21 protein-coding genes are annotated in these 24,841 nt (G+C 71.7%); 11 read left to right on the top strand and 10 right to left on the bottom strand.

The genetic code is table 11. The features are described from left to right. Positions 1–7 precede the first annotated feature (7 nt). A complete protein-coding gene (locus MTP10_RS28220) occupies positions 8–1,510 on the bottom strand; it encodes an MFS transporter (RefSeq protein ID WP_310712764.1) in 1,503 nt (500 codons plus the stop codon). A 182-nt stretch (positions 1,511–1,692) separates the two neighbouring features. Here MTP10_RS28220 and MTP10_RS28215 point away from each other — a divergent pair, with 182 nt between their 5' ends. Both MTP10_RS28215 and MTP10_RS28210 read left to right on the top strand, forming a co-directional pair. Beyond that, positions 1,693–2,064 (top strand): YciI family protein, encoded by a 372-nt coding sequence (locus tag MTP10_RS28215; RefSeq protein ID WP_310712763.1) that lies wholly within the window; start codon positions 1,693–1,695, stop codon positions 2,062–2,064. Next, complete coding sequence (locus MTP10_RS28210; protein ID WP_310712762.1) at positions 2,061–3,272, top strand: DUF6596 domain-containing protein; 1,212 nt, start codon at positions 2,061–2,063, stop codon at positions 3,270–3,272. Before MTP10_RS28215 ends, MTP10_RS28210 begins: the two co-directional genes overlap by 4 nt. A gap of 27 nt (positions 3,273–3,299) precedes the next feature. Here MTP10_RS28210 and MTP10_RS28205 read toward each other — a convergent pair whose 3' ends face one another. After that, a complete protein-coding gene (locus MTP10_RS28205) occupies positions 3,300–3,914 on the bottom strand; it encodes a histidine phosphatase family protein (RefSeq protein WP_310712760.1) in 615 nt (204 codons plus the stop codon). Further along, complete coding sequence (locus MTP10_RS28200) at positions 3,911–5,167, bottom strand: PEP/pyruvate-binding domain-containing protein (protein WP_310712759.1); 1,257 nt, start codon at positions 5,165–5,167, stop codon at positions 3,911–3,913. Before MTP10_RS28200 ends, MTP10_RS28205 begins: the two co-directional genes overlap by 4 nt. Before the next feature lie 57 nt (positions 5,168–5,224). Here MTP10_RS28200 and MTP10_RS28195 point away from each other — a divergent pair, with 57 nt between their 5' ends. Together MTP10_RS28195 and MTP10_RS28190 are read left to right on the top strand one after the other, a co-directional pair. Next, complete coding sequence (locus MTP10_RS28195) at positions 5,225–5,620, top strand: DNA-binding protein (RefSeq protein ID WP_310712757.1); 396 nt, start codon at positions 5,225–5,227, stop codon at positions 5,618–5,620. Continuing rightward, on the top strand, positions 5,617–6,252 hold the full coding sequence (locus tag MTP10_RS28190) for a transcriptional regulator (RefSeq protein ID WP_310712755.1): 636 nt from the start codon (positions 5,617–5,619) through the stop codon (positions 6,250–6,252). Before MTP10_RS28195 ends, MTP10_RS28190 begins: the two co-directional genes overlap by 4 nt. A 203-nt stretch (positions 6,253–6,455) precedes the next feature. Here the strand turns inward: MTP10_RS28190 and MTP10_RS28185 are convergent, their stop codons facing one another. Continuing rightward, complete coding sequence (locus tag MTP10_RS28185) at positions 6,456–6,743, bottom strand: hypothetical protein (protein WP_310712753.1); 288 nt, start codon at positions 6,741–6,743, stop codon at positions 6,456–6,458. Positions 6,744–6,793: 50 nt separating this feature from the next. Between MTP10_RS28185 and MTP10_RS28180 the strand changes: the two genes are divergently transcribed. Beyond that, positions 6,794–8,653: a hypothetical protein gene (locus MTP10_RS28180; RefSeq protein WP_310712752.1), complete on the top strand. Its 1,860-nt coding sequence runs from the start codon at positions 6,794–6,796 to the stop codon at positions 8,651–8,653. A gap of 104 nt (positions 8,654–8,757) precedes the next feature. On the opposite strand, the gene MTP10_RS28175 is transcribed toward MTP10_RS28180, so the two are convergent. Then, positions 8,758–9,951, bottom strand: a complete 1,194-nt coding sequence (locus MTP10_RS28175) for an MFS transporter (protein ID WP_310712750.1) — start codon at positions 9,949–9,951, stop codon at positions 8,758–8,760. Positions 9,952–10,048: 97 nt separating this feature from the next. Between MTP10_RS28175 and MTP10_RS28170 the strand changes: the two genes are divergently transcribed. From MTP10_RS28170 to nirD, 6 genes are all read left to right on the top strand, one after another. Beyond that, the gene (locus MTP10_RS28170; RefSeq protein ID WP_310712748.1) at positions 10,049–10,630 is read left to right on the top strand and encodes a TetR/AcrR family transcriptional regulator; all 582 of its coding nucleotides are present in this window, start codon (positions 10,049–10,051) and stop codon (positions 10,628–10,630) included. Between the two features lie 459 nt (positions 10,631–11,089). Further along, on the top strand, positions 11,090–12,403 hold the full coding sequence (locus tag MTP10_RS28165) for an MFS transporter (RefSeq protein WP_310712746.1): 1,314 nt from the start codon (positions 11,090–11,092) through the stop codon (positions 12,401–12,403). A gap of 3 nt (positions 12,404–12,406) precedes the next feature. After that, complete coding sequence (locus MTP10_RS28160; RefSeq protein WP_310712744.1) at positions 12,407–14,431, top strand: molybdopterin-dependent oxidoreductase; 2,025 nt, start codon at positions 12,407–12,409, stop codon at positions 14,429–14,431. Beyond that, positions 14,428–15,825, top strand: coding sequence for an FAD-dependent oxidoreductase (locus MTP10_RS28155; RefSeq protein WP_310712742.1), 1,398 nt, complete (start codon positions 14,428–14,430; stop codon positions 15,823–15,825). The genes MTP10_RS28160 and MTP10_RS28155 overlap by 4 nt, the downstream gene beginning before the upstream one ends. Further along, the gene (nirB, locus tag MTP10_RS28150; protein WP_310712740.1) at positions 15,822–18,257 is read left to right on the top strand and encodes a nitrite reductase large subunit NirB; all 2,436 of its coding nucleotides are present in this window, start codon (positions 15,822–15,824) and stop codon (positions 18,255–18,257) included. Before MTP10_RS28155 ends, nirB begins: the two co-directional genes overlap by 4 nt. Continuing rightward, a complete protein-coding gene (gene nirD, locus MTP10_RS28145) occupies positions 18,254–18,664 on the top strand; it encodes a nitrite reductase small subunit NirD (RefSeq protein ID WP_310712738.1) in 411 nt (136 codons plus the stop codon). Before nirB ends, nirD begins: the two co-directional genes overlap by 4 nt. Here the strand turns inward: nirD and MTP10_RS28140 are convergent. The 5 genes from MTP10_RS28140 to MTP10_RS28120 are packed head-to-tail and all read right to left on the bottom strand — an operon-like array spanning position 18,635 to position 24,780. Beyond that, positions 18,635–21,076 (bottom strand): glycosyl hydrolase 2 galactose-binding domain-containing protein, encoded by a 2,442-nt coding sequence (locus MTP10_RS28140; RefSeq protein WP_397334523.1) that lies wholly within the window; start codon positions 21,074–21,076, stop codon positions 18,635–18,637. The two genes, nirD and MTP10_RS28140, sit on opposite strands and share 30 nt — an antisense overlap. Further along, entirely contained in the window at positions 21,073–21,963 is an 891-nt protein-coding gene (locus tag MTP10_RS28135) for an ATP-binding cassette domain-containing protein (RefSeq protein WP_310712735.1), read from the bottom strand. The genes MTP10_RS28140 and MTP10_RS28135 overlap by 4 nt, the downstream gene beginning before the upstream one ends. Then, the gene (locus tag MTP10_RS28130) at positions 21,963–22,904 is read right to left on the bottom strand and encodes an ABC transporter ATP-binding protein (protein ID WP_310712734.1); all 942 of its coding nucleotides are present in this window, start codon (positions 22,902–22,904) and stop codon (positions 21,963–21,965) included. The genes MTP10_RS28135 and MTP10_RS28130 overlap by 1 nt, the downstream gene beginning before the upstream one ends. Then, on the bottom strand, positions 22,901–23,788 hold the full coding sequence (locus MTP10_RS28125) for an ABC transporter permease (protein ID WP_310712732.1): 888 nt from the start codon (positions 23,786–23,788) through the stop codon (positions 22,901–22,903). Before MTP10_RS28125 ends, MTP10_RS28130 begins: the two co-directional genes overlap by 4 nt. Then, positions 23,785–24,780, bottom strand: a complete 996-nt coding sequence (locus tag MTP10_RS28120; RefSeq protein WP_310712730.1) for an ABC transporter permease — start codon at positions 24,778–24,780, stop codon at positions 23,785–23,787. Before MTP10_RS28120 ends, MTP10_RS28125 begins: the two co-directional genes overlap by 4 nt. Positions 24,781–24,841: the final 61 nt, after the last annotated feature.

The following is a 24,841-nucleotide window of genomic DNA, read 5'->3' as shown; positions in this document are numbered from 1 at the left end:
TAGGGTGCTACGGGCGAGTCGCCTCGTAGTCGGCAAGCGCCGGCTGTCCGGCCGGGGCGGTCCGGGTCGGCGGGCGCATGGTCAGGATCAGCGCGGCCGACGCGATGAAGACGACCGCGGCGACGACGCCGATGACGTGCAGGCCGGCGGTGAACGCCTCCCGCGCGGCGCGCAGCAGCTCCGCGCCTTGAGCGGCGGGAAGGCGCCCGCTGGCGGCGACCGCGCCAGCCAGCGAGTCGGACGTGCCGTCCATCCGGCCGCGGTACACCACTGCGGCGACCACGCCGAGCAGCGCGAAGCCGAGCGAACCGCCGAGGTAGTTGCCGGTCTCCGACATCGACGCCGCCGAGCCGGCGCGCTCCGGTGGCACGGACCCGACGACCAGCCCGGTGCCCAGCGCGAACAGCGGGCCGGTGCCCAGCGCCAGCACGGTGATGCCGATCATGACCAGCGGCAGGGCGCGCGCACCGTCCACGCCGACCAGCAGCAGGCCGCCCAGCGCTGACCCCACCAGTCCGCCGGCGATGGCGGTCGTGTGCTTCATCCGCCGGGCCAGCGCCGGCGCGGCCATGGTGCCGGCCGCCACGCCCAGACCCATCGGCGCGAACAGCACCGCCGACGCGACCGGCGAGAAGCCCAGCACGCTCTGCAGGTACTGGGTGACCAGCAGGCCCGTCCCGGCCATGGCGATCCCGGCGAGGACCAGCGCGACGAGTACGGCCGTGAACGGGCGGTTGCGGAAGAGCCGCAGGTCCAGCAGCGGCACGCGCAGCCGCAGTTGCCGGCGGACGAACAGCGACCCGATGGCCGCGCCGGCGACGAGGGCCACCGCCGGCACGACCGGCACGCTCTCGACGGTCAACTGCTTGACCCCGTAGACCGTCAGGAGCACCGCCACGAGCGACAGCCCGACGCTGGCCAGGTCCGGCCGGCCGGCGTGATTGTCGCGGAACTCCGGCAGCAGGAACGGCCCGGCGAGCAGCAGCAACGCCATCGCCGGCACGGCCACCAGGAACACCGATCCCCACCAGAAGTGCTGGAGCAGGAGTCCGGCGAGGACGGGGCCGAGCGCGCCGCCGGTGAACTGGCAGGTGGCCCAGATCGCGATGGCCGTCCCGCGCTGTCGTCCGTCGCGGAACATGTTGGTGATCAGGGCGAGCGTGGACGGCGCCAGGGTCGCGCCGGCGACGCCCAGCAGCGCCCGCGCGACGATCAGCGTCAGCGGGCCGGTCGCGAAGGCGGCCACGACCGACAGCACCGCGAACGCCGCTCCACCGATCATCAGCAGCCGCCGGCGGCCGATCCGGTCGCCGAGCGTACCCATCGTGATGACCAGGCCGGCGACCATGAACCCGTAACTGTCGCTGATCCACAGCTGCTGAACGTTGGTGGCCCCCAGCTCGGCGCTCAGCTGGGGAAGCGCGAGGAGCAACGCCGTCATGTCCATCGCGACGAGCAGGGTCGGCAACATGAGGACGGCCACTCCCAGCCATGCCCGGTTGACTCGCATACCAAAAACTCCTGTTCTCTTGACGTTTCGCCGGTTGGTCGGAGCGACCGGGAGCTTCTTGACATGGGTACGGAAGCGAAGACTCATGCGAACGTTCGGCCGGGGATGTCAAGACGACGGGGGCGGCTCCGACCAACCAGTCGAAGGGCCCGGCCGGGCTCGCGAACCACGAGGAGTACGAGATGAAGTTCCTGATCAGCATGCACATCAACCCGAACGTGCTGGACGCGCTGACCGACGAGGAGAAGGCGGCGATCGGTGCCGGCCACGGCAGGTTCATGGAGGCGGTGAAGAAGTCCGGCGAGCTGATCACCACGCAGGCGCTGGTCGACCCGTCACAGGCCGCCGTGGTCTCCGTGCGCAACGGACAGCCGGTCGTGACCGACGGCCCTTTCCTGGAGGCGAAGGAGTATCTGGGCGGCTTCTACCTGATCGACTGCGAGAACAAGGAGCGGGCGATCGAGCTGGCGGCGCAGATCCCGGACGCCGCGATCGAGGGGCTGGGGATCGAGGTGCGGCAGGTGATGTTCGCTGACGGACAATTGGAGGCATGACAGCACCAGCCATCGAGGACCTGCTGCGTGAGCTCACGCCGCAGGTCCTCGGCACGTTGATCCGCCGGTACGGCCAGTTCGAAGGGTGCGAGGACGCTGTCCAGGAGGCCGTCCTCGCCGCCACCGTGCAGTGGCCGGCCGAGGGGGTGCCGGGCAACCCACGTGGCTGGCTGGTGACTGTCGCGTCCCGGCGGTTCATCGACCAGATACGCAGCGACCACGCGCGGCGCGAGCGGGAGTCGGCGACGGCCGGCGAGGTGGTGCCCGAGGACGTGCCGGACACCGATGACACGCTCGTCCTGCTGTTCCTGTGCTGCCATCCGACGCTGACCGCCCCCTCCCAGACCGCCCTGACGCTGCGGGCGGTCGGCGGCCTGACCACTGCCGAGATCGCCCGCGCGTTCCTGGTGCCGGAGGCCACGATGGCGGTCAGGATCAGCAGGGCCAAGCAGCGCATCAAGGCCGCCGGCAGCTCGTTCAGCCTGCCGGACGGCGCGGAGCGCGAGGAGCGGCTGCGGGTCGTCCTGCACGTGCTCTACCTGATCTTCAACGAGGGCTACACGGCCTCCTCGGGCAGCGAGTTGCACCGCGCCGACCTCGCGCGCGAGGCCATCCGGCTGACCAGGATGGTGCACGCGCAACTGCCCGAGGACGGTGAGGTGGCCGGGCTGCTCGCGTTGATGCTGCTGACCCACGCCCGCCGGGAGGCACGGACGACCGCGGCCGGCGACCTGGTGCCGCTGCACGAGCAGGACCGTACGCGGTGGGACCGCGCGCTGATCGAGGAGGGCAGCGAGCTGGTCAAGGCGTCGCTGGCCGGCCCGGCGCTGGGGCCCTACCAGTTGCAGGCCGCCATCGCCGCCACGCACGCCGACGCGGCCACGGCCGAGGAGACAAACTGGCCGCAGGTGCACGCCCTCTACCTCATCCTGGAACGGATAGCGCCCAACCCGATGGTCACCCTGAACCGGGCGATCGCGCTCGCCGAGATCGAGGGCCCGGCGGCCGGCCTGGCCCTGCTGTCCACCTTGGACGGTGACGAGCGGATGGCCCGGCATCACCGGTTGCTGTCCGTACGGGCGCATCTGCTGGAGGAGACCGGCGACCCGGCCGGGGCGTACGAGCACTACCGGCGCGCCGCGAAGGCCACAGCGAGCCTCGCCGAGCAGCGCTACCTGGAGTCCCGAGCCGGCCGGCTGAGACCGTAGAGCCGGCCCCGGCGACCGGGATCCGCTTCACGGCCTCATGCCGTTCGGGAATCCGGTCCAGCGCAGGTCGGCCGGGAGGTGGCTCATGTCGTTGAACATCACGATCGTGGGCGGCAGGCCGGTCCGGTACTCGATGACCGTCAGCGCGGTGTTGGCGCTGTTCAGCCCGAGCCACCGGGATGGCGGCGCGTCCAAGGCCTGCCGCACCAGCCACGCGATCGGGTAGGCGTGCGTCACCAGGACGTCGTGCGTGTCGGGCCGGGTCCCTGTCGTGGTCATGTCGGGTGCCTTCGCGAACCGGGCGACCAGCGCCTCGGCGAGCCTTCGGCCCGAGGCCGCCTCGGCGTCGTCGTAGCCGTCGAAGAAGCCGGTCCAGGACGGGGGTGTCTCGGCCGTGCTGGGAACGTAGGGCACATGATCGACCAGTTCGACGGCCTCGGCCACGGGCACGCCCGGCAGGTGCCGGGCGAGTTCGTGTGCGCTCGCCACGGCGCGTGGCAGCGGAGAGTGCCACACGGCGTCGATCGGTAGGCCGGCGAGCCGTTCGCCCAGCAGGCCCGCCTGCCGGCGCCCGTCGCCGGTGAGCTCCCCGAACGCGTCGGCCGCGCCGTGGCGTGCCAGATAGAGGTGTCGCGTCGTCATGAGGCGTTGGTCGTCGTGACGATGCCGTTGGTGCCGTCGATGGTGATGAGGGTGCCGTCGTGGAGCCTGCTCGTCGCGTTCGGGACGCCGAGGACGGCGGGGATGGCGTGCTCACGGGCGACGATCGCGGCGTGGGAGAGCACGCCTCCCGTTTCGGTGACGACGCCGGCGGCGATGCGCAGCAGCGGCGTCCACGCGGGGTCGGTGTAAGGGCAGACGAGGATGTCGCCCCGGTGCACGCGCGCGAAGTCTCCGGGACCGCGGACGATCCTCGCGGCGCCGGTCGCGGTCCCGTGACTGCCGGGTGTCCCGGTGAGTGTGGCGCCTGCGGGCCCCGAGGCTGCGGAAGGTCGGAGTGGTGGTGGCGGTGGGGGTGCGGCGGTGACCGGTCGTGCTTGCAGGATCCAGGCGCGGCCGTCGAGGATCGCCCACTCGATGTCCTGCGGCCCGCCCATCACGGCGGCGACCTCCTCGCCCAGCTCGGCGAGCCGCGTGGCGGTCGCGTCGTCGATAGCCGGTCGGTCCCGGATGCCGGCGGGCACGTCGCTGACGACGAGCCGCGTGCCGCGCCGGTCGAGGCGGTCCGGTTTGTCGGCGACGGTGCGTGTGACCGACCCGTCGCCGGCGACGCGGTAGGTGTCGGGGGTGACCGTGCCCCCGACGACGGTGGGGCCCAGGCCCCACGACGCCTCGATCCGGGTCGCGTCGTCCGGGCCCGCGGGTGTGAACATGACCCCGGACACCTCGGCGTCCAGATGGCGTTGGACGATGACGGCCATCGCAGGATCGTCGGACGGCCGCTCGTCGCGGCCGGAGACGGCCCGATAGCCGATGGCACGTGGAGAGAACAGCGAGGCCCAGCAGGCGCGTACGGCGTCGGCGACCTCGCCGGCCCCGTGCACGGCGAGGAAGCTCTCGTGCTGACCGGCCGCCGATGCCTGACCGGTGTCCTCGTTCGACGCCGATGATCTCACCGCCACAGGCGGGTCGCCGAGCCCGTCGAGTGCGCGTCCCAGCGCGTCGATCACGTCGGCGTGGAGGGGGCGGGTCTCGATCCCCTGCCGCACGGCGTCAAGACCGTCCGGCTCGCCCGCGAACCGTCCGAGGTCCAGGTCGCGGACGGCGGCGAGGTAGGCGGAGAACGAGACGACGAAGCCGTCGGGAACCGGCAGGCCCGCGCGGAGCAGCGCGCCCAGTGCGCCGGCCTTGCCTCCGCAGGTATCGGCGACAGCCTCCCTGAGGGGTAGGATCATCCGCGGCCTTTCAATAAATTATTGACAATATTTTGTTGAGTATGGATCGTAGGTGGCATGTCACGCAAGCAGGACCTCGCTCACCCGGCGCACGCCGACCACATCCGGGCCCGGCGTGAGCACGAGGCGCAACAGCGTCTTCTGGGCCTGGGCGCGGACGCGCTCGACGCCCGTCCGTGGCGACCCCCGCCCGCCCCGCCGACGGCGGTCGACCTCGCGCACTTCGCCGTCTGGCGCCACGCCGACCTGGACCCGGAGGACATCCTGAGCACGCTCACCCTCCTGCCCGCCGCACGCGCCGAAGTCGAAGGACTCGAATCCGCCCTGCTGTTCATAGCCCGGAGCGCGGGACTGACCTGGGCCCAGATGGCGCAGGCGATGGGGTTCAACTCCCCGCAGGCGTGCCAGCAGCACTACAACCGCCTGACGGCACGGCAGGACGCCGACTCGTGACGCCGGACTCTCCGCCCGACCTCCTGGCCCTGCACGCCGTCCGCATCACCGGGTTCGCGGACACCCCGGTGATCGCTCAGCGGTACGGCCTCGACCCGGCCGAGACGAGAGAGGCGCTGCTCGACGCCGAAGCACGTGGCTGGGTCGAGCACACCGCCTTCGCCGGCACCGGGGGCTGGTCGCTGACCGAACGGGGCCGGGCGGAGGACGAGCGCCGGCTCGCGGCCGAGCTCGCCCGCGTCGGCGGCGCCGACGAGGTCCGTGACGCCTACCGCGCGTTCCTTCCGCTGAACGCGCTCCTGCTACGAGCCTGCACCGACTGGCAACTCCGGCCCACCGCCGGGGATCGGCTCGCCGTCAACGACCACTCCGACCCCGTCTGGGACGCCGGGGTCCTCCACGAGCTCACCGGCATCGACCGCGCGCTCGGGCCGCTCGCGGACCGGCTCGGGGGCGTCCTCACACGGTTCCGCGGCTACGACACGCGCTTCACCACAGCTCTGGCGCGCGCCCGAGCCGGGGAGAGCGCCTGGGTGGACCGCACCGACGTCGACTCCTGCCATCGCGTCTGGTTCGAGCTCCACGAGGACCTCATCGCCACGCTCGGCCTGGACCGCCACACGCAACCCTGACCCCACACTCCCCCGCCCCTCGGACCCGATGGCCCTCCGGCCCGCCACCTGCCCGTCGCTGGGCCGGCAGGGCCCGTTCTGGACGGTCGCCCGCCAGGAGCATCCGACACACGACGAGCAGCATGCGACCGCATTCGTCCTGGCGGCACGGCCGAGCGCCTGTTCCGGACGGCCGCATCGTCGGCGCTCTTGAGCTGCTCGGCTCACAGCCCGATGGTGGACTTGGCGCCCATGTAGGAGCCGGCTCCGGGGAATCCGGCCTGGGCGAGCTCGGTGAAGCGGCGGCTGAATCCCAGCGACGGCAGGTCGCTGACGGGCACGAAGCGCACGCCCCGGATCGGTCTTGTGTCCGCGCCGTCGGCGGCACCGAGGCTGCCGCCGGTCCGCGTCCCGCCGGGCAAGGACCAGGAGCGGCCGGTGTCGGTGTCCTGGTCCAGCAGCAGAATCCGCTCGTCTTCGATGAGGACGCCGGTGACGCGCACCTTCAGCACCCCGGCAACGTACCGCAGGCAGGTCACGGAGCGCGCCGAGATCGCCGCGGGTGATCGCGCTAATCGAAGCCCTGATCAGCCGCGGCGCTCGCTCGATCATCGCGCCGGCCTGCCCGGTCTGCGGCCGCACCCTTCCACTGAGGTTCAAGCACGGTGGCCTGCGCTGCTGCCGCCGTTGCTACGCCATCGGCCTTCGCCGCACCTGCGGAAGCTGCGGCGAAGTCGGTGACATCGCCTCCAGGACCCCCGACGGCGATCCGGTCTGCGATCGGTGTACCAAAGCCGACCCCGCCAACCACGAGACGTGCGGCGAATGCGGGCGCCGTGCCCTGTGCCGACCCCGCCAGGACGGGACACGTTTGTGCAGGTCCTGCCACACCGAGCCGGTCGCGCTTTGCTCACGGTGCGGCAAGTCCAAACCTTGCTACCGGTCCGCGACCGCCAGCCCGATCTGCCCGTCCTGCTCACGTTCCAAGGCGCCATGCGTCCGCTGCGGAAACGTCCGGCTGATCGCCTACCGGGCCGATGACGGCGGCGCACTCTGCCAGGCGTGCGGAGAGACCACCGAGCCGTGCTCGACCTGCGGCCGTGACTCCCGCGTCATCACCCGGACTCCCGACGGGCCGATCTGCCGTAACTGCTATCGCGCCGACATTCGGTTCGTCCGTGAATGCCGGACCTGCGGCACCGTCGAGCACCTGTATCACGACCGGCTCTGCAACCGCTGCGCCGCGATCCGCTGGCTGCGTGACCTGTTCGCCGACCCCGAAGGCGCCATCCGCGCCGACCTCGAAGGCATCGTCAAAGCCCTCACCGCCGGCCGCCCTCTGCCGCTGCTCAACCTTCTGGAGAGGACCAGCAAGCGCCACCAGCTCCGGCGGCTCCGCGAGGCAGGCAGCGGCCTCGACCACCACTTCCTTGACCAGCTTGGCACCTCCCGGGACGTCGCCAGCCTCAGGGCCGCGCTCGTCGCTGCGGGCCTCCTGCCTCCCCGTGACGAATACCTCATCACGTTCGAGACCTGGCTGACAAAGATCGTCAACCAGGTCGAAGAACGCGACGACGAGAAGCTGATCCGCAGCTTCGGCACCTGGTCCGTTCTTCGACAACTGCGCCGAGCCGCAGCCCGCAGACCCTTGAGCTACGGCCAGGTAGCCCCACCACGAACCCAGATCCGGTCCGCGATCCGCTTCCTTAGCTGGGTGCGCGACCACGACCGCACCCTGCCCACCTGCACCCAGGCCGACCTCGACGCCTGGCTCACCTCCGACGGCCCCGGCCGACCGGAGAGCCGCCGGTTCATCAGCTGGGCGACCAAGCAGCACTACCTCAAGGACGTCATCTTCCCGAGCCCCGACCGATCTGGCCGAGGCCAGTCCGCCATCGAAGACGACGAACGCTGGAGCATCGTCCACCGGCTCCTGCACGACGACAGTCTCGACACCCGCGTCCGCGTCGCAGGCTGCCTCGTCCTGCTCTACGGCCAGACCGTCAGCCGGATTGCGCCCCTGACCGGGGACCAGATCATCGACGACCCCGGCCAGATGCGGCTACAACTCGGAATCCGACCCGTCGATGTGCCCGCACCCCTGGCCGACCTCCTCCGCGAACTGGCCACCGCTGATCACCATGCGGCCGTCCTCGGGGAAACCGGCCACCGCTGGCTCTTCCCCGGCCAGTACGCCAACCAGCACATGCACCCGGCCAGTCTGAACCAACTGCTCAACGCGGTCGGAGCACACAGCCGCCCCGGACGCAGTACGGCCCTCATGGACCTCGCCTCACAACTGCCCCCAGTCGTGGTCAGCAAGCTCCTCGGCCTGCACATCTCGACCGCCACCGAATGGGCCCAAGCCGCGGGAAACACCCGCCCTGGCTACGCCGCGAGCGTTGCCCGGCGGCGCCGCTGACCTCCAGCATCGTGCGGGATAACCAGTCGACGGGGTACTGGGTCTTGGAAAATCCGAATTCGATGCGCGGCAAACGTCATCGCCGCAGATTGGCGAGATGGGTGTCATCGAAGGCTGTCGTTCCGGCGCGCACTCCACACTGCCAGCCCGGCCGCCAGGACGAGCACGCCGGCGAGCCAGAGGATGCCCTGGAGTGGCAGGGCATCGACGATTGTGCCGCCGGCCAGCGCGCCGAGACCGATCGAGAGGTTGAACACCGCCACCCACAGGGCGGAGGCTTCCTCGACCGCTTGTGGCGCGGACTTGATCATCCATGTCTGGAGGCTCGTGGAGACCCCGCCGTACACCAGGCCCCAGACGACGAGCAGCGTCACCCCGCCTGCGGCGGTGAGCCCTGCTAGGGGGTAGAGCAGCACGGTAACCCCCAAGGCGGCGGCGATGGACAGCACCGTCCGATGGAGCCGTTTCGCCACGGCGGCACCCGCGATGAAGTTCCCTGCCACGCCTGCCAGGCCGAATCCGAACAGCAGTGGCCCGACGAGTTGCGCGTCGATGCCGGACAGATCCTGCAGCACGGGGCTGATGAACGTGTAGGCCGCGAAGTGGCCGGTCACGATCAGGAAGGTCGCCAGGATGCCGATCCGGACGCCCTGGTTGCGGAACTGATCGGTCAGCCGCCGCAGGCCGACGGGTTGAGCAGCGGTCAACGGTGGCAGCACGGCCAGCAAGGCGACCAGCACGACCAGTGCGAGGGCGCTCAAGGCGCCGAACGCGATCCGCCAGCTCGCCAGCCCGCCGATCATCGTGCCGATGGGGACGCCGAAGACGTTCGCGGCCCCGACGCCGCCGAAGATGATCGCCGTGGCCCGCGGCACGAGCGGGGCGGGGACGAGCCGGACGGCCAGACCGCCGGCGATGGCCCAGAATCCGCCGATCGCCACCCCTACCAGCACGCGGGCGGTGATCAGAAGTGGATAGTTCGGGGCCAGGGCGGAGGCCAGGTTAGCGAGCGTCATGAGTCCCATCAAGGCGACGAGCAAGAGCCGGCGATCCATCCTGCCGACGAGTACCGGGACCGATGGTGCCGCGACGGCGGCGACGATGCTGGGAACCGTGACCATCAAGCCCGCCGCACCCTCAGAGACCGACAGCGCCGATCCGACGGGGGTGAGCAGTCCGATGGGGAGCTGCTCGGCCGTCACCAGGAGAAATGTGCCGAAGGCCACGGCGGACACCGCGATCCAATGATTCTTCGCTGACGCGTCTCGCCGGGTCGTCGTGGGGTCCGTTGCCGTCACGTCGTGTCTCCCCTCTTATTCGGGAGCGGTCGCTCCCATATGACGGCAAACCTTAATACGGGAGCGATCGCTCCACAACCTTGATAGAGTGGCGAGCATGGCACGGCCCAGGGAGTTCGACGAGCAAGACGTGATCGCCAAGGCGACCGACCTGTTCTGGCGTCGCGGCTACAACGCCACGTCCGTCCGCGACCTAGGCGCCGAGCTCAAACTCAAGCAAAGCAGCCTGTATCGGACCTTCAACGACAAGCGCACACTGTTCTTGCGGACGCTGGACCACTATCGGGCGACGGAGTCCACGCAAGCCGAAGAGCAGCTGAGCGCCGCCGGTCCCAGCCTCGAAGTCCTGCGAGAGTGGTTGATCTGGATGATCAGCCACGAGGCCGGTCGCGGCTGCTTCGTGGTCAATACGGCCGCCGAACTCGGCACCACCGACCCCGAGGTCCAGCAGAGGACCGAGGCCGCGTTCGAAGTCACCAGGAAAACCCTGGCGTCACTGCTACGCCGCGGCATCCGCGACGGCGACCTGCCCGCCGCATTGGACGTCGACACCGCAGCGGAGCTGCTGTTCACGACGGTGCTCGGACTACGCGTACGCGAACGCGTCGGACACGACGCCCAACGGCTCGCCACAGCAATCGACTTCACGATCAAAACGCTCGCGACATCTGCGACCTGACCACGCCTATCCCGGTCGCGGAGCAGCGAGAGACCGGCCGCCCCTACCGCCATTCGGCAGGTTGTGATAGCCGGGCCTGCCGGTATCCGGTGAGCCGATGCGCAGGACCACCGTAGCGCCGACGAGACACGGGCCGGCCTCTCGCCCGTCGAGGTGGCCGGCGCTCGGGGGTCCGGGGCCGGAGGCACCCGGCCAGGGGGTGTGGGGGAGCTCGGCTCCCCCACTGTCACAGCCCGAACCCCGTCGCGCGAAGCGCGCCCCTCCGTGAGGACCTTGCCTTCGAGGCCCCGTTCCCTGGTTCTCACAGCGCGATTGTTGCGGCCGTGTTTCGCTCGTTACCCATGTGTGCGCTTTGTTACAGGCGTGCGACACACGTAACCGGAGCACCGCCACGGACCGTCAGAGTGCGTAACCCGCCTTTCCTAGGCTCGCAGCCAGAAAGATCGAGCGTAGGAGGAGATGATGGCGCGGTGGCTCGCCGAATGGCACCCCGATGACGAGACCTTCTGGGAGACCAGAGGGAAGAGGATCGCACGGCGGAACCTCGCTTTCTCGATCTTCGCCGAGCATCTCGGCTTCACCGTGTGGACGCTCTGGAGCATCGTGGCGACCAGGATGGGCGCCTACGACTTCTCCACCGACCAGCTCTTCTGGCTGGTGGCGCTGCCCAACCTGATCGGTTCGGCGCTGCGGGTGCCCTACACCTTCGGCCCGGCCAGGTTCGGCGGGCGTACCTTCACCACCTTCAGCGCGCTCATGCTGCTCATCCCGGCGGTGCTCCTCGGGGTGGCGGTGAACAACCCGGGCACGCCGTACTGGCTGTTCCTGGTGATCGCGGCGCTGGCCGGGGTCGGCGGCGGCAACTTCGCCTCCAGCATGGCCAACATCACCTACTTCTACCCCCGCTCCAAGCAGGGCGTCGCCCTCGGCCTCAACGCGGCCGGCGGCAACATCGGCGTCAGCTCCGTGCAGCTCGTCATGCCGCTGGTGATCGGCGGGCTCGGGCTGGCGGCGGCCGGCTGGTTCTGGGTGCCGTTCATCCTGGTGGCCGCCGGTTGCGCCTGGTTCTTCATGGACAACCTGACCAGCGCCAAGGCCAGCCCCCGCGAGCAGCTCGCTGTCGCCGGACGGGCGCAGACCTGGATCATGTCGTTCCTCTACATCGGCACGTTCGGCTCGTTCATCGGCTACTCGACGGCGTTCCCGCTGCTGGCCAAGAGCCTGTTCCCGGACTCCCCGTGGGCGGCGGTGGCCTTCGTCGGGCCGCTGGTCGGCTCCCTCATCCGGCCCGTCGGCGGCTGGCTGGCCGACCGCCTCGGCGGCGCGCCGGTCACGCTGTGGAACTTCGCCGGCATGGGCGTGGGCGTCACGCTGGTCTGGCTCGCCGTCGACTCGGGCGCGTTCTGGCCGTTCTTCCTGGCCTTCCAGACACTGTTCATCACCGCGGGCATCGGCAACGGCTCGACGTACCGGATGATCCCCGCGATCTTCCAGGCGAAGGCGGTCGCCGAGCGCGGCGAGGGCGAGGAGGCTCTCCTGTACGGCAAGCGACAGGCGTCGGCGGCGATCGGCATCATCTCCGCGGTCGGCGCGCTCGGCGGATTCCTCATCAACCGGGCGTTCGGCATGTCGTTCGCGCAGACCGGCAGCCCGGCGACGGCGCTGGCCGCCTTCGGCGCCTTCTACGTGTCCTGCTTCGTCCTGACCTGGTGGTGCTACACCCGGACCGTCGGCGTCTCGCGCGTCGCCAGCCTCGCCCACGCCAGGGTCTGAGACATGATCGAGCTTCCCGTGCTGAGCCACTGCCCGTACTGCGCCCTGCAGTGCGGGATGGCGATCACCGCCGAGGCGGTGATCAGTCCCAGGACCGACATCCCGGCCAACGCCGGCGGCGCCCTGTGCCAGAAGGGGTGGACCGCGGCCGAGCTGCTCACCGGCGGCGAGCGCCTGACCAGCCCGCTGCTGCACGGCAGGCCCGTCTCGTGGGAGACCGCCCTCGATTACGTGGCCGGCCGGCTCTCCGAGATCCGCGCCGAGCACGGCCCCGACGGCGTGGCCGTGTTCGGCGGCGGCGGGCTGACCAACGAGAAGGCCTACCAGCTCGGCAAGTTCGCCCGGGTGGTGCTGGGCACCAGCCAGATCGACTACAACGGCCGCTTCTGCATGTCCTCGGCCGCGGCCGCCTCCAACCGGGCGTTCGGCATGGACCGCGGGATGCCGTTCCCGATCACGGACCTCGCGCAGGCCGACGTCGTGCTGCTGGCCGGCGGCAACGTGGCCGAGACCATGCCGCCGTTCGTCCGGCACCTGGACGGGCCGCGGCTCATCGTCATCGACCCGCGCCGCACGGCGACCGCCAAGCTCGCCTGGCTGCACCTGCAGCCCACCCCCGGCACCGACCTCGCGCTGACGCTCGGCCTGCTGCACCTGGCCATCGCCGACGGGCTCGTGGACGAGGAGTACGTCGCCGCCCGCACCTCCGGCTTCGAGGCGGTGCGCACCTCGCTCTCCTCCTGGTGGCCGGAGCGGGTCGAGCGGATCACCGGCGTGCCGGTGCCCCGCATGCGGCAGGCCGTCCGGGCGCTGGCCTCGGCGCAGCGAGGCGTCGTGCTCACCGGCCGCGGCGCCGAGCAGCACGCCAAGGGCACCGACACCGTCACCGCGTTCATCAACCTGGCGCTCGCGCTGGGCCTGCCCGGCCGGCCCGGCTCCGGGTACGGCTGCCTGACCGGGCAGGGCAACGGCCAGGGCGGCCGCGAGCACGGCCAGAAGGCCGACCAGCTCCCCGGCTACCGCAAGATCGACGACCCGGCGGCCCGCGAGCACGTCGCCCGGGTGTGGGGCGTGTCCCCCGAGGACCTGCCCGGCGCCGGCCGCTCGGCCTACGAGCTGCTGGACGCGCTCGGCACCCCGGAGGGGCCGCGGGCGCTGCTGCTGTTCGGCTCCAACCCGGTGGTGTCGGCGCCCCGCTCCGGGCACGTCACCGACCGGCTGCGCGCCCTCGACCTGCTGGTGGTGGCCGACGTCGTGCTGTCGGAGACCGCCGCCATGGCCGACGTCGTCTTCCCCGTCACGCAGTGGGCGGAGGAGACCGGCACCATGACGAACCTGGAGGGCCGGGTGCTGCTGCGCCGCCAGGCCGTCGCCCCGCCCGACGGCGTCCGCAGCGACCTGGAGCTCCTGCAGGGCCTGGCCAAGCGGTTCGGCCACACCTACTCCGCCGATCCGCGCGAGGTGTTCGACGAGCTGCGCCGGGCCAGCGCGGGCGGGATCGCCGACTACGCGGGCATCACGTACGAGCGGATCGAGCGGGAGAAGGGCGTCTTCTGGCCCTGCCCCTCCCCCGAGCACCCGGGCACGCCGCGGCCGTTCCTCGACCGGTTCGCCACCCCGGACGGCCGGGCCCGGTTCGTCGCGGTCGAGCACCGCCCCGCCGCCGAGGAGATCGACGAGGACTACCCCCTCTACCTCACGACCGGCCGCGTACTCGCCCAGTACCAGAGCGGCGCCCAGACCCGGCGCATCGCCCCCCTGGCCGAGGCGGCGCCCGAGCCCTTCGTGGAGCTCCACCCGGACCTCGCCGGCGAGCTGGAGATCAGCGCGGGCGACATGGTGCGGGTCAGCAGCCGGCGGGGCGACAGCCAGGCAGTGGTCAAGATCAGCGACGCGATCAGGCGCGACACGGTGTTCATGCCGTTCCACTGGGAGGGCGCCAACCGCCTGACCAACCCCGCGCTCGATCCCGTCTCCCGGATGCCTGAGTTCAAGGTGTGCGCCGTCAAAGTGGAGAGGGTCGCATGAGACTCGTCGTCGTAGGGAACGGCATGGCCGGCTCACGCCTGGTCAGCGAGGTGCGGGCACGTGACCCGCACATCACGGTCACGGTGCTCGGCGCCGAGACGTCCCAGCCGTACAACAGGGTGCTGCTGTCCAACGTGCTCGCCGGGACCACCCGGCCCGACCAGGTGCGCCTGGTCGACCCGGCGTGGTACGCCGCGCACCGGGTGGAGGCGGCGTTCGGCAGCGCCGTCACGTGCCTCGACCGGGACACCCGCTCGGTGATCACCGAGGACGGGCGCCGCGTGCCGTACGACGTGCTCGTGCTGGCCACCGGCAGCGAGGCGATCGTGCCCCGGCTGCCCGGCGTGGAGCGGGCGATCCCGTTCCGCACGCTGGACGACTGCGGGCGCATCCTGAAGGCCGCCGAGCACAGCCGGCGCGCCGTGGTCATCGGCGGCGGGCTGCTCGGCATCGAGGCCGCCCGTGGCCTGGCCGGGCGCGGCCTGCCCGTGACGCTGCTGCACCTGGCCGGCCACCTCATGGAGCGCCAGCTCGACGTGGAGGCCGGGCAGGTGCTCGGCGAGACCCTGGCCGGGCTGGGCGTGGACATCCGGACCGGCGTGAGCGCCGAGGCGGTGCGCGAGGACGGCGTCGCCCTGGCCGGCGGCGAGCTGGTCGAGGGCGACCTCGTGGTCCTGGCCTGCGGCGTCCGCCCGGTCACGGGCCTGGCCGCCGACGCCGGGCTGGAGGTGCGGCGCGGCGTCGTCGTGGACGACGAGATGCGCACCGACGACCCGTCGATCTTCGCCATCGGCGAGTGCGCCGAGCACGACGGCACCGTGTACGGCCTGGTGGCGCCCGCCTGGGAGCAGGCCACGGTGGCGGCCGACGTCATCACCGGCGGCAAGGCCCTCTACCGCGGCTCGCGGCTGGTGACCCGGCTGAAGGCCAAGAGCGTGGAGCTGGCCGCGATGGGCGAGACGCAGCTCACCGAGGAGCACGCCGAGGTGGTGCGCTTCAGCCACCGGGCCCGCGGCACCTACCGCAAGCTGGTCATCCGTGACGGGCGGCTGGTGGGCGCGATCCTGCTGGGCGAGAGCGACGCGGTCGGGACGGTGACGCAGCTCTTCGACCGGGGCGGCGCCCTGCCGGGCGACCGGGCGGGGCTGCTGTTCCCCGGCCTGTCGTCGGCGGCGCACGTGGCCGACAGCCCGACGCTGATGCCGGACGCGGCCAAGGTGTGCCAGTGCAACAACGTGACCAAGGGCCAGATCCGGGCGTGCTGGGAGGCCGGCGCGCGGGACGTGGCCGGGATAGCGGCGGCGACGAGGGCCACGACCGGCTGCGGCACCTGCCGCGACGCGGTCGAGGGCATCGTCGGCTGGCTGTGTGAGCAGGAAGGGGTTTCGGCATGACCGGAGTCGTCGTCGCGGGATACGGGCCCACCGCCCACCGGTTCGTCGAGGCGCTGCGCGAGCGGGGCTTCGACGGCCGGATCACGGTCATCGGCGAGGAGCCCCGCCCGGCCTACGACCGGGTGGCGCTGACCTCGTACCTGACCGGGACGAGCATGGAGGAGCTCACCTACGAGGTGCCCGAGGGGGTCGAGACCCGCCTGGGGACCCGCGTCACCGGGATCGACCGGGAGGCGCGCGTGGTCACCACGGCCGACGGCGCGAGCGTGCCGTACGAGGTGCTGGTGCTGGCCACCGGTTCGGCGCCGTTCGTGCCGCCGGTGCCGGGCGCGGAGCACGCCTTCGTCTACCGCACCATCGACGACCTCGACGCGATCCGCGAGGCGTCGGAGGGGGCGTCGGAGGGCGTGGTCGTCGGCGGCGGGCTGCTCGGCCTGGAGGCGGCCGACGCGCTGCGCGGCCTCGGCCTGCGCACGCACATCGTCGAGATGAGCCCGTGGCTGATGCCGCGCCAGGTGGACGAGGGCGGCGGCTCGGTGCTGAAGGGGCACATCGAGGGGCTGGGGCTGAGCGTCCACGCCGGGGCGGGCGTCCAGGAGATCGTCACCGACGCCGGCGGGCGGGTCACCGGCCTGCGCAAGCCCGACGGCACCCTGCTCGACGCGCAGATCGTCGTCTTCTCGGCGGGGATCAGGCCGCGCGACGAGCTGGCCCGCGCCAGCGGGCTCGACGTGGGCGAGCGCGGCGGCATCGTGGTCGACGAGGGCATGCGCACCTCCGACCCGGCCATCTACGCGATCGGCGAGTGCGCGCTGGCCGGCGGCCAGGTGTACGGCCTGGTCGGGCCGTGCAACACGATGGCCGAGGTGGCCGCCGACCGCGTGCTCGGCGGGACGGCCGGCTTCGAGGGGGCCGACCTGTCGACCAAGCTCAAGCTGCTGGGCGTCGAGGTGGCGCAGTTCGGCGCGATGAGCGGGGCGCTCGACGTCACCTACATGGACCCGGTGGGCGGCGTCTACAAGAAGCTGTTCATCAGCGACGACGCGCGGACGCTGCTCGGCGGCATCTGCGTCGGCGACGCCTCGCCGTACGCGACGCTGCGGCCGTTCGTCGGCAAGGCCCTGCCCGCCGCGCCGGCCGACCTGCTGTTCACCGGGGCGGGGGTGGCCGGGCTGGACCTGCCCGACGACGCGCAGGTCTGCTCCTGCAACAACGTGAGCGCGGGCGCGGTCCGCATGGCCATCGCCGACAAGGGCGTGACCGACGTCCCCGGCGTCAAGGCGTGCACCCGGGCCGGCACCACGTGCGGAAGCTGCGTGCCGATGCTCAAGCAGCTCCTGGAGAAGTCGGGCGTCGAGATCAGCAAGGCGCTGTGCGAGCACTTCACGTACTCGCGGGCCGAGCTGTTCGACATCATCCGCGTGCGCGGCGTCACGACGTTCTCCGAGCTGATCGCCAACCACGGGACCGGGCGCGGCTGCGACATCTGCAAGCCCACGGTGGCCTCGATCCTGGCCTCGCTGCACAACGGGCACGTGCTGGAGGGCGAGCGGGCGGCGCTGCAGGACACCAACGACGCGTATCTGGCCAACATCCAGAAGAACGGCACCTACTCGGTCGTCCCGCGCATCCCAGGCGGCGAGATCACGCCGGACAAGCTCATCGTCATCGGTGAGGTGGCCCGCGACTTCGGCCTCTACACCAAGATCACCGGCGGGCAGCGGATCGACCTGTTCGGCGCCCGCGTGGAGCAGCTCCCGGAGATCTGGAAGCGGCTCGTCGACGCCGGGTTCGAGTCGGGCCACGCGTACGGCAAGGCGCTGCGCACGGTCAAGTCGTGCGTCGGCTCCACCTGGTGCCGCTACGGCGTGCAGGACTCGGTGGGCCTGGCCATCGCCCTGGAGCTGCGCTACCGCGGCCTGCGGGCGCCGCACAAGCTGAAGTCGGCGGTGTCGGGCTGCGCCCGCGAGTGCGCCGAGGCCCGCTCGAAGGACTTCGGCATCATCGCCACCGAGCAGGGCTGGAACCTGTACGTCGGCGGCAACGGCGGCTTCAAGCCCCGCCACGCCGACCTGTTCGCCTCCGACCTGTCCACCGACGAGCTGATCAGGACCATCGACCGGTTCGTCATGTACTACATCCGCACGGCCGACCGGCTCCAGCGCACCGCCGCCTGGGTCGAGTCCATCGAGGGCGGTCTCGACCACGTCCGCGACGTGATCGTGAACGACTCGCTGGGGCTGTGCGCCGAGCTGGACGCCCAGATGGCGCACCACGTGACCACGTACCAGGACGAGTGGCGCGCCACCATCGAGGACCCGGAGAAGCTGAGCCGTTTCGTCAGCTTCGTCAACGCCCCCGGCGTCCCCGACCCCTCGATCGTCTTCGACCGCGAACGTGACCAGATCAAGCCGATGGTGGTGACCCCGTGACTGTTCTCATGAGCTGGACGACCGTGTGCGACTACCCCGTGCTGCTGCCGGAGCGCGGCGTGTGCGCTCTGGTGGACGGCGAGCAGGTGGCCCTCTTCCGTACCTTCGACGGCGCCGTGTACGCGATCGGCAACCGCGACCCGTTCAGCGGCGCCTGCGTGCTCTCCCGGGGCATCGTCGGCACGCGGGGCGGCGAGCCGACGGTGGCCTCCCCGCTGCACAAGCAGGTGTTCTCCCTCGTCACCGGCCTCTGCCTGGACGAGCCGGGTGTCGCGGTGCCGACGTACCCGGCCCGGGTGGTGGACGGCCGGGTGGAGGTCGGCGCGCGGGCCGGCCTGCCGGAGCAGACCGGCCCGCTCAAGGTGCTGGAGGCGGCGTCAGGGCGCGCTCTCGTTGACGCACCGTAGGACGGGGTGGCCGGTCAGGTCGCCGGGGTTCAGCTCCTGACCGGTCGCCACGGTGAACGTGGCCGACTCCCCCGGCAGCAGGGTGACGAGCATGTCGTCCACCGAGGCGGCGGGGTCCAGCCGGTCGGGGAACAGCGCGAGCTCGCGCAGCACCGTCCGGGCGGTGACCGTGACCCGGTAGCCGCCCTCGACCGGCTCGGCGCGCGCCTCGTAGGCGGCCGGCGGGAAGTCCACGGCGGTGTCCTCGGCGAAGAACGCCACGGTGCGCGCCTCCCCGAGCCGGGCGACCAGCAGCTCGCGCCGCGGGTCGCCGGGAACCGCCACGGGCGGGGGCAGCGGGATCCGCGCGACCGAGCGGGGCGCCACGTCCACCGGGACGGACTCCTTGGCCAGCGGCTCGCCGCCGAGGCCGTGCCGTACGAGCCGCAGCTCGCCCCGCCAGGGCCGGTCCGTGTCGTTGACGACGGCGGCCTCGCCGTCCAGCAGGGCCAGCAGCCGGTCGCCGTAGACGCGGCGCAGCGCGTACCACAGGGGCTTGCGCCGGCCGTCGCCGTCCACCGCGGCCCAGGAGGTGACCGGCCAGCAGTCGTTGAGCTGCCAGAGGATCGTGCCGGAGCAGTGCGGGGCGAGCGCGCGGAACCGCTCGATGCCGTAGGCGACGGCCCGTGCCTGGTTGAGCTGGGTGAGGTAGTGCCAGGCGTCGAACGTGGCGGGCCGCGGCAGGTGGTCGCCGAGGCCACGCAGCAGCTTGCCGTTGCCGTCGTCGGCCTTCTGGTGGTGCAGGACGAGCGGGGCGTCCGGGGTCAGCTCGCCGCCGATGGCGCGGCGCATGGTCGCGTACGCCGCCGGGCCCTGGAAGCCGAACTCGGCGACGAAGCGCGGGGTGTAGGCGGCGTAGCGGGTGTAGTCCTCGCGGTTCCACACGTCCCAGATGTGGATGGTGCCGGCCGCCGGGTCGTTGGGCGGCAGCTCGGGCGACCCCGAGTAGGGGCTGCCCGGCCAGTACGGGCGGCCGGGGTCGAGCTCGGCGACGATCGACGGCAGCAGGTCGTGGTAGAAGCCGGCCCCCCAGGTACGGCCCTCCAGGCGCTCGGGCCAGCCCCAGTCGGCGTGGCCCTCCAGGTTCTCGTTGTTGCCGCACCACAGGACGAGGCTGGGGTGGGGGGCCAGGCGGGTGACGTTCTCGCGGGCCTCGGCCTCCACCTCGGTGCGGAACGGCTCCTCCTCCGGGTAGGAGGCGCAGGCGAACGGGAAGTCCTGCCACACCATGAGGCCCAGCTCGCCGGCCAGGTCGTAGAAGTCCTCGCTCTCGTACAGGCCGCCGCCCCAGACGCGCAGCAGGTTGACCCCGGCGCCGGTGGCCTGCACGAACCGCCCGGCCAGGCGGTCGCGGGTGACGCGGGCGGGGAAGCAGTCGTCGGGGATCCAGTTGACGCCGCGCACGAACACCGGCACGCCGTTGACGGACAGCCGGAACGCCTCCCGTTCGAGCTCGACGGTCCGGAACCCGATCTTCCGCTGCCACTGCCCGGCGTCCCGCCCGGACGCGTCGCCCAGGCGGACGGTCAGGTCGTAGCGGTGCTGCGCGCCGTGGCCGCGCGGCCACCACAGCAGCGGCTCGGCCACCGGCACGCGCACGACGGCGCGGCGCCGCCCGGCGGGGACGGGGAGCTCCACGGTGGTCCCGGCGACCTCGGCGGTCACCACCAGCGGCGCCTCCGTGGCCCGCTCGACCCGGACGTGGACCTCCACCTCGCCGTGCTCGCCCCGCTCCCCGCGCTCCCCCGAAGGGGTGACGCGGACGACGGGGCGGACCTCGGCCAGGCGGGCGCCGCTCCAGCTCTCCAGCCCGACGGGCCGCCAGATGCCGGCCGTCACGAGGGCCGGTCCCCAGTCCCAGCCGAAGTTGCAGGCGGCCTTGCGGACGAACGGGTACGGCGCCTCGTACGCGCCGGGCCGCTCGCCCAGGGCGGCCCGCCACGCCTCGGCGTAGGCGGGGGCCGGGTCGAAGCGGACCTCCAGCGTGTTGGCGCCCTCGCGCAGCAGGTGTCGCACCGGGAAGCGGTAGGAGCGGTGCTGGTTGGCGGTGGCGCCGAGACGGACCCCGTTGAGGGTGACGGTGGCGACGGTGTCCAGCCCCTCGCAGACCAGGTCGGTGCGGTCGTGCCCGTCCGGGGCCCAGGTGAAGGTGGTGGCGTAGGTCCAGGCCGTGTCCCCGATCCAGCCGAGGCGGTTCTCGTTGTCGTCGAGGTAGGGGTCGTCGATGAGGCCCGCGGCCAGCAGGTCCGTGTGGACGCAGCCGGGCACGGTGGCGGGTACGGCTCCGGCGCCGGAGACCGCCGGAGGGAGGGAGCCGCCGGTGAGGGCGGGACGCAGGGTCCAGCCGTCGGACAGCGGGTGGTACACGGTCAAGAAAGGTCTCCTTGGCAGTCGCTGAGCCGGGCGCAGGCCACGAAGTGGCCCGGCGTGGCCTCCGCCAGGCCGCCCGAGGCGCCCTTCTCGTGGTAGAGGCAGGATCGCACCTCGGGCGCGTCCTCCCAGGGGGCGTGCAGCCGGGGCACGGCCGACAGCAGCCGGCGGGTGTAGGGGTGGAGGGGGTCGCCGAACACCTGCTCGGTCGGGCCCCGCTCGACGACCGAGCCGCGCCACAGCACGACGGTCCGCTCGGCGAGGTAGGTGCCGAGGGCGAGGTCGTGCGTGACGTACAGCACGGCCAGGCCGCGGGCCTTGAGGTCGGCCAGCAGGTTGAGCACGTCGACGCGGGTGGACGCGTCGAGCATGCTGGTGATCTCGTCGGCGACGAGCAGCTTGAGGTCCAGCAGCAGCGCGCGGGCGATGAGCATGCGCTGGAGCTGGCCGCCGCTGAGCTGGTGGGGGTACTTGCCGAGGACCTCCCCGGGGTTGAGCCGGACGTCGCGCACGGCCGAGCGGACCCGTTCGGCCCACTCGTCCTCGGGCACGGCCGGATGGTACGTCTCCTTGATCAGCCGGAACACCCGGTCGGCCTTGAAGACCGGGTTGTAGCAGCTGAACGGGTCCTGGAAGACCCCCTGCACGGACCGGTAGTAGTCGCGGCCGGGCGTGACGGGGGTCCCGGCGACGGTGATGGCGCCGCCGGTGACGGAGGTGAGGCCGAGGATCATGCGGCCGATCGTGGACTTGCCGCTGCCGCTCTCGCCGATCAGCGAGACCACCTCGCCGGCCTGGACGTCGAAGCTGACGCGGTCCACGGCGGTCACCGCCTTCCCGCCGAGGGCACCGACCTTGTAGACCTTGGTGACGTTGTCGAGTGTGAGCATCAGGCCTTCCAGCAGGCCACGTGGTGGCCGGGTTCGACCTCGACGACCGGCGGCTGCTCGGCGCAGCCGTCGTCGGCGAGGGGGCAGCGGTCGCGGAAACGGCAGCCGGGCGGCGGGTCGAGCAGGGAGGGCGGGCTGCCGGCGATGCCGGTCAGCCGCCTGCCGGTGTGGCGGGCGCCCACCTCGGGCAGCGCGTCGATGAGCAGCCGGGTGTACGGGTGGCGCGGCTGCGCGATCATCACCTTGGCCGGCGCCTTCTCGGCGATCCTGCCCGCGTACATCACCATGATCGTGTCGGCGATGTGCGAGGTGAGCGCGAGGTCGTGGGTGATGAAGAGCATGCTGCCGACGTGGCCGCCGTCGCGGAAGCCGAGCAGCGCCCGCGCGACGGCCTTCTGGGTGGAGACGTCGAGCGCGGAGGTGATCTCGTCGGCGACCAGCAGCGACGGGTCGAGCAGGGTCGAGACGACCATGACGACGCGCTGCTTCATGCCGCCGGACAGCTCGATCGGGTAGCGGTCGAGCACCTCGCGCGGCAGCCCGACCAGGTCGAGGCGCGACTCCAGCCGCTCCCGGTCGAGGGTCTCGCCGCGGGAGCGCAGCAGCTCGGTGACCATGCGGCCGATCTTGCGGGTGGGGTTGAGCGCGCTCATCGAGTACTGCGGGATCAGCGACACCTCGCGGAAGCGGAAGGCATTCATGGCCCGGTCGTCGCCGATGGGCAGCTCCCGGCCGTCCAGCTCGACCGTGCCTCCGGCGTGGCGCATGCGGCTGTCCAGCCGGATGAGGCTCTTGCCCAGCGTGGTCTTGCCGCAGCCGGACTCGCCGGCCAGGCCGAGGATCTCCCCGTCGGCCACGGAGAACGACACGCCGTCGAGGGCCCGCACCTCGCCCCGCAGGGTCTGGTAGAAGACCCGCAGGTCGGTGACCGTCAGGCTCATGTCGTCCTCAGCTTCGGGTTGAAGACCTCGTCGAGGCCGACGTTGGCGACGTACAGGGCGCCGACGACGGCGGTGATCGCCGCGCCGGGCGGCACGAACCACCACCACAGGCCGAGCTGCAGGGCGCTCCACTGGGTGGCGTTCTGCAGCATCAGCCCGAGCGAGACGCCCTCGGTGGGGCCGAGGCCGATGAAGTCGAGCGAGGAGGCGATGAGGATGGAGCCGCCGAACAGCAGGATGAACGTCATGAACAGGTAGGAGCTCATGTTCGGCGCGATCTCCCGCGCGATGATCCGGCCCGTGCGGAGCCCGCTGAGCCGGGCCAGGTCCACGAAGTCCCGGGTACGCAGGGAGAACGTCTGCGCCCGGATCGCGCGGGCCGCCCACGGCCAGGAGGTGAGCCCGATGAACAGGGCCTGCACGGCGACGCTGCGGATGCCGAGGTAGGCGTTGATGATGAGCAGCACCGCGAGCGTCGGGATGACCAGCACGACGTTGGTGAGCATGGTCAGCGCCTCGTCCAGCAGCCCGCCCCGGTAGCCGGCGGCGAAGCCGACGACCATCGCGATCACCGCGGCGATGCCGCCGCCGAGCGCCCCGACCGCGAAGGTGGTGCGCAGGCCGTGGACGAACTGGGTGAAGACGTCCTGGCCGAAGGTGGTGGTGCCGAACCAGTGCTCCGACGAGGGCGGCAGCATGGGCGCGGCGACGTACTCGTTCGGCGGGGCCGAGCCCAGCAGGAGCGGCCCGAGCAGGCCGGCCAGCAGCAGCACCAGCACGACGGTGAAGCCGGCGACGAGCTTGCCGTTGCGGACGGCGAAGTGCAGGGCCTCGCGCCGCACCACGCGCGGCTCGGGCCTGGTCTCGGTGAGGGTCGCCGTCATGCCCGCGCACCCGCCATCCCGGCGCGGGTACGGGGATCGACGACGACGTACACGATGTCGATGACGAAGTTGGCCACGAGCACCCCGATCACGATGAACATGAACGTGCCCTGCAGGAGGAAGAAGTCGTGGTTCTGGATGGCCTTGAGGATGAGGCTGCCCAGCCCGGGATAGGAGAAGACGATCTCGGTGACGAGCGCCCCGGCCACGAGCACGCCGAGCTGCAGGGCCAGCCCGGTGATCTGCGGCAGCACGGCGTTGCGGAAGGCGTAGCGGCGGATCAGCCGGGCCGGGGCGCCAAGCGCGGCCAGGTAGGACGCGTAGTCGGACTCCAGCTCGTAGATGATCATGTTGCGCATGCCGATCGCCCAGCCGCCGAGCGCGACGAGGAACAGCGACAGGAACGGCAGCACCCAGTGGTGCAGCAGGTCGAGCAGGAAGCCGGCGGTCAGGGTCGGCTGGAGGGAGAAGCTGTAGCCGCCGGCCACGGGGAACCAGCCGGCGACGACGCCGAACCCCCAGGCGAGGATCACGGCCAGCCACATGTACGGCGTGGCCGTCAGCACGTACCCGAGGGGCAGGACGGTGTTGTCGAGCAGCCGGCGCCGCGCCGCGAAGGCGCCGAGCCGGTTGCCGGCGACCCAGCTCAGCAGCACGGCCGGCACCATCAGCCCCAGCGTGTACGGCACGGCGCGCAGGATGACCGTGCTGACCGGGGTGGGGAACAGCCAGATGCTGATGCCGAAGTCGCCACGGAGCAGGGTGCCCCAGAAGCTCGCGTACTGCTGCCACAACGGCCGGTCCAGGCCGAACAGGTCGGTGTAGTAGACCCGCATGGCCTCGACGGCGGCGGGCTGGGAGACGCCGGCGCGGGCCAGCATGCCGGCCACGGGGTCGCCGGGCATGAAGCGCGGGATCATCCAGTTGACGGTGACGGCGACCACGAAGGTCAGCGCGTAGACGAGCAGTTTCCTGCCGAAGTAACGACGCACGTGGGGGCTCCAGAGGCTCCTCCTCCCGAGGGGGAGGAGGAGCGCGGTCGTGGGGAGGCGG

It is taken from the genome of Nonomuraea sp. 3-1Str (genome assembly GCF_031570565.1).
GTDB lineage: Bacteria > Actinomycetota > Actinomycetes > Streptosporangiales > Streptosporangiaceae > Nonomuraea.
The sequence above is the reverse complement of the archived record's forward strand: the minus strand, read 5'-3'. Positions and strand labels throughout refer to the sequence as shown.

Coding starts and splice junctions, on each gene's coding strand:
- MTP10_RS28220 (WP_310712764.1), bottom strand. CDS start 1,510: ATGCGAGTCAACCGGGCATGGCTGGGAGTGGCCGTCCTCATGTTGCCG.
- MTP10_RS28135 (WP_310712735.1), bottom strand. CDS start 21,963: ATGCTCACACTCGACAACGTCACCAAGGTCTACAAGGTCGGTGCCCTC.
- MTP10_RS28165 (WP_310712746.1), top strand. CDS start 11,090: ATGATGGCGCGGTGGCTCGCCGAATGGCACCCCGATGACGAGACCTTC.
- MTP10_RS28155 (WP_310712742.1), top strand. CDS start 14,428: ATGAGACTCGTCGTCGTAGGGAACGGCATGGCCGGCTCACGCCTGGTC.
- MTP10_RS28160 (WP_310712744.1), top strand. CDS start 12,407: ATGATCGAGCTTCCCGTGCTGAGCCACTGCCCGTACTGCGCCCTGCAG.
- nirB (WP_310712740.1), top strand. CDS start 15,822: ATGACCGGAGTCGTCGTCGCGGGATACGGGCCCACCGCCCACCGGTTC.
- MTP10_RS28205 (WP_310712760.1), bottom strand. CDS start 3,914: ATGACGACGCGACACCTCTATCTGGCACGCCACGGCGCGGCCGACGCG.
- MTP10_RS28215 (WP_310712763.1), top strand. CDS start 1,693: ATGAAGTTCCTGATCAGCATGCACATCAACCCGAACGTGCTGGACGCG.
- MTP10_RS28130 (WP_310712734.1), bottom strand. CDS start 22,904: ATGAGCCTGACGGTCACCGACCTGCGGGTCTTCTACCAGACCCTGCGG.
- MTP10_RS28125 (WP_310712732.1), bottom strand. CDS start 23,788: ATGACGGCGACCCTCACCGAGACCAGGCCCGAGCCGCGCGTGGTGCGG.
- MTP10_RS28210 (WP_310712762.1), top strand. CDS start 2,061: ATGACAGCACCAGCCATCGAGGACCTGCTGCGTGAGCTCACGCCGCAG.
- MTP10_RS28200 (WP_310712759.1), bottom strand. CDS start 5,167: ATGATCCTACCCCTCAGGGAGGCTGTCGCCGATACCTGCGGAGGCAAG.
- MTP10_RS28195 (WP_310712757.1), top strand. CDS start 5,225: ATGTCACGCAAGCAGGACCTCGCTCACCCGGCGCACGCCGACCACATC.
- MTP10_RS28170 (WP_310712748.1), top strand. CDS start 10,049: ATGGCACGGCCCAGGGAGTTCGACGAGCAAGACGTGATCGCCAAGGCG.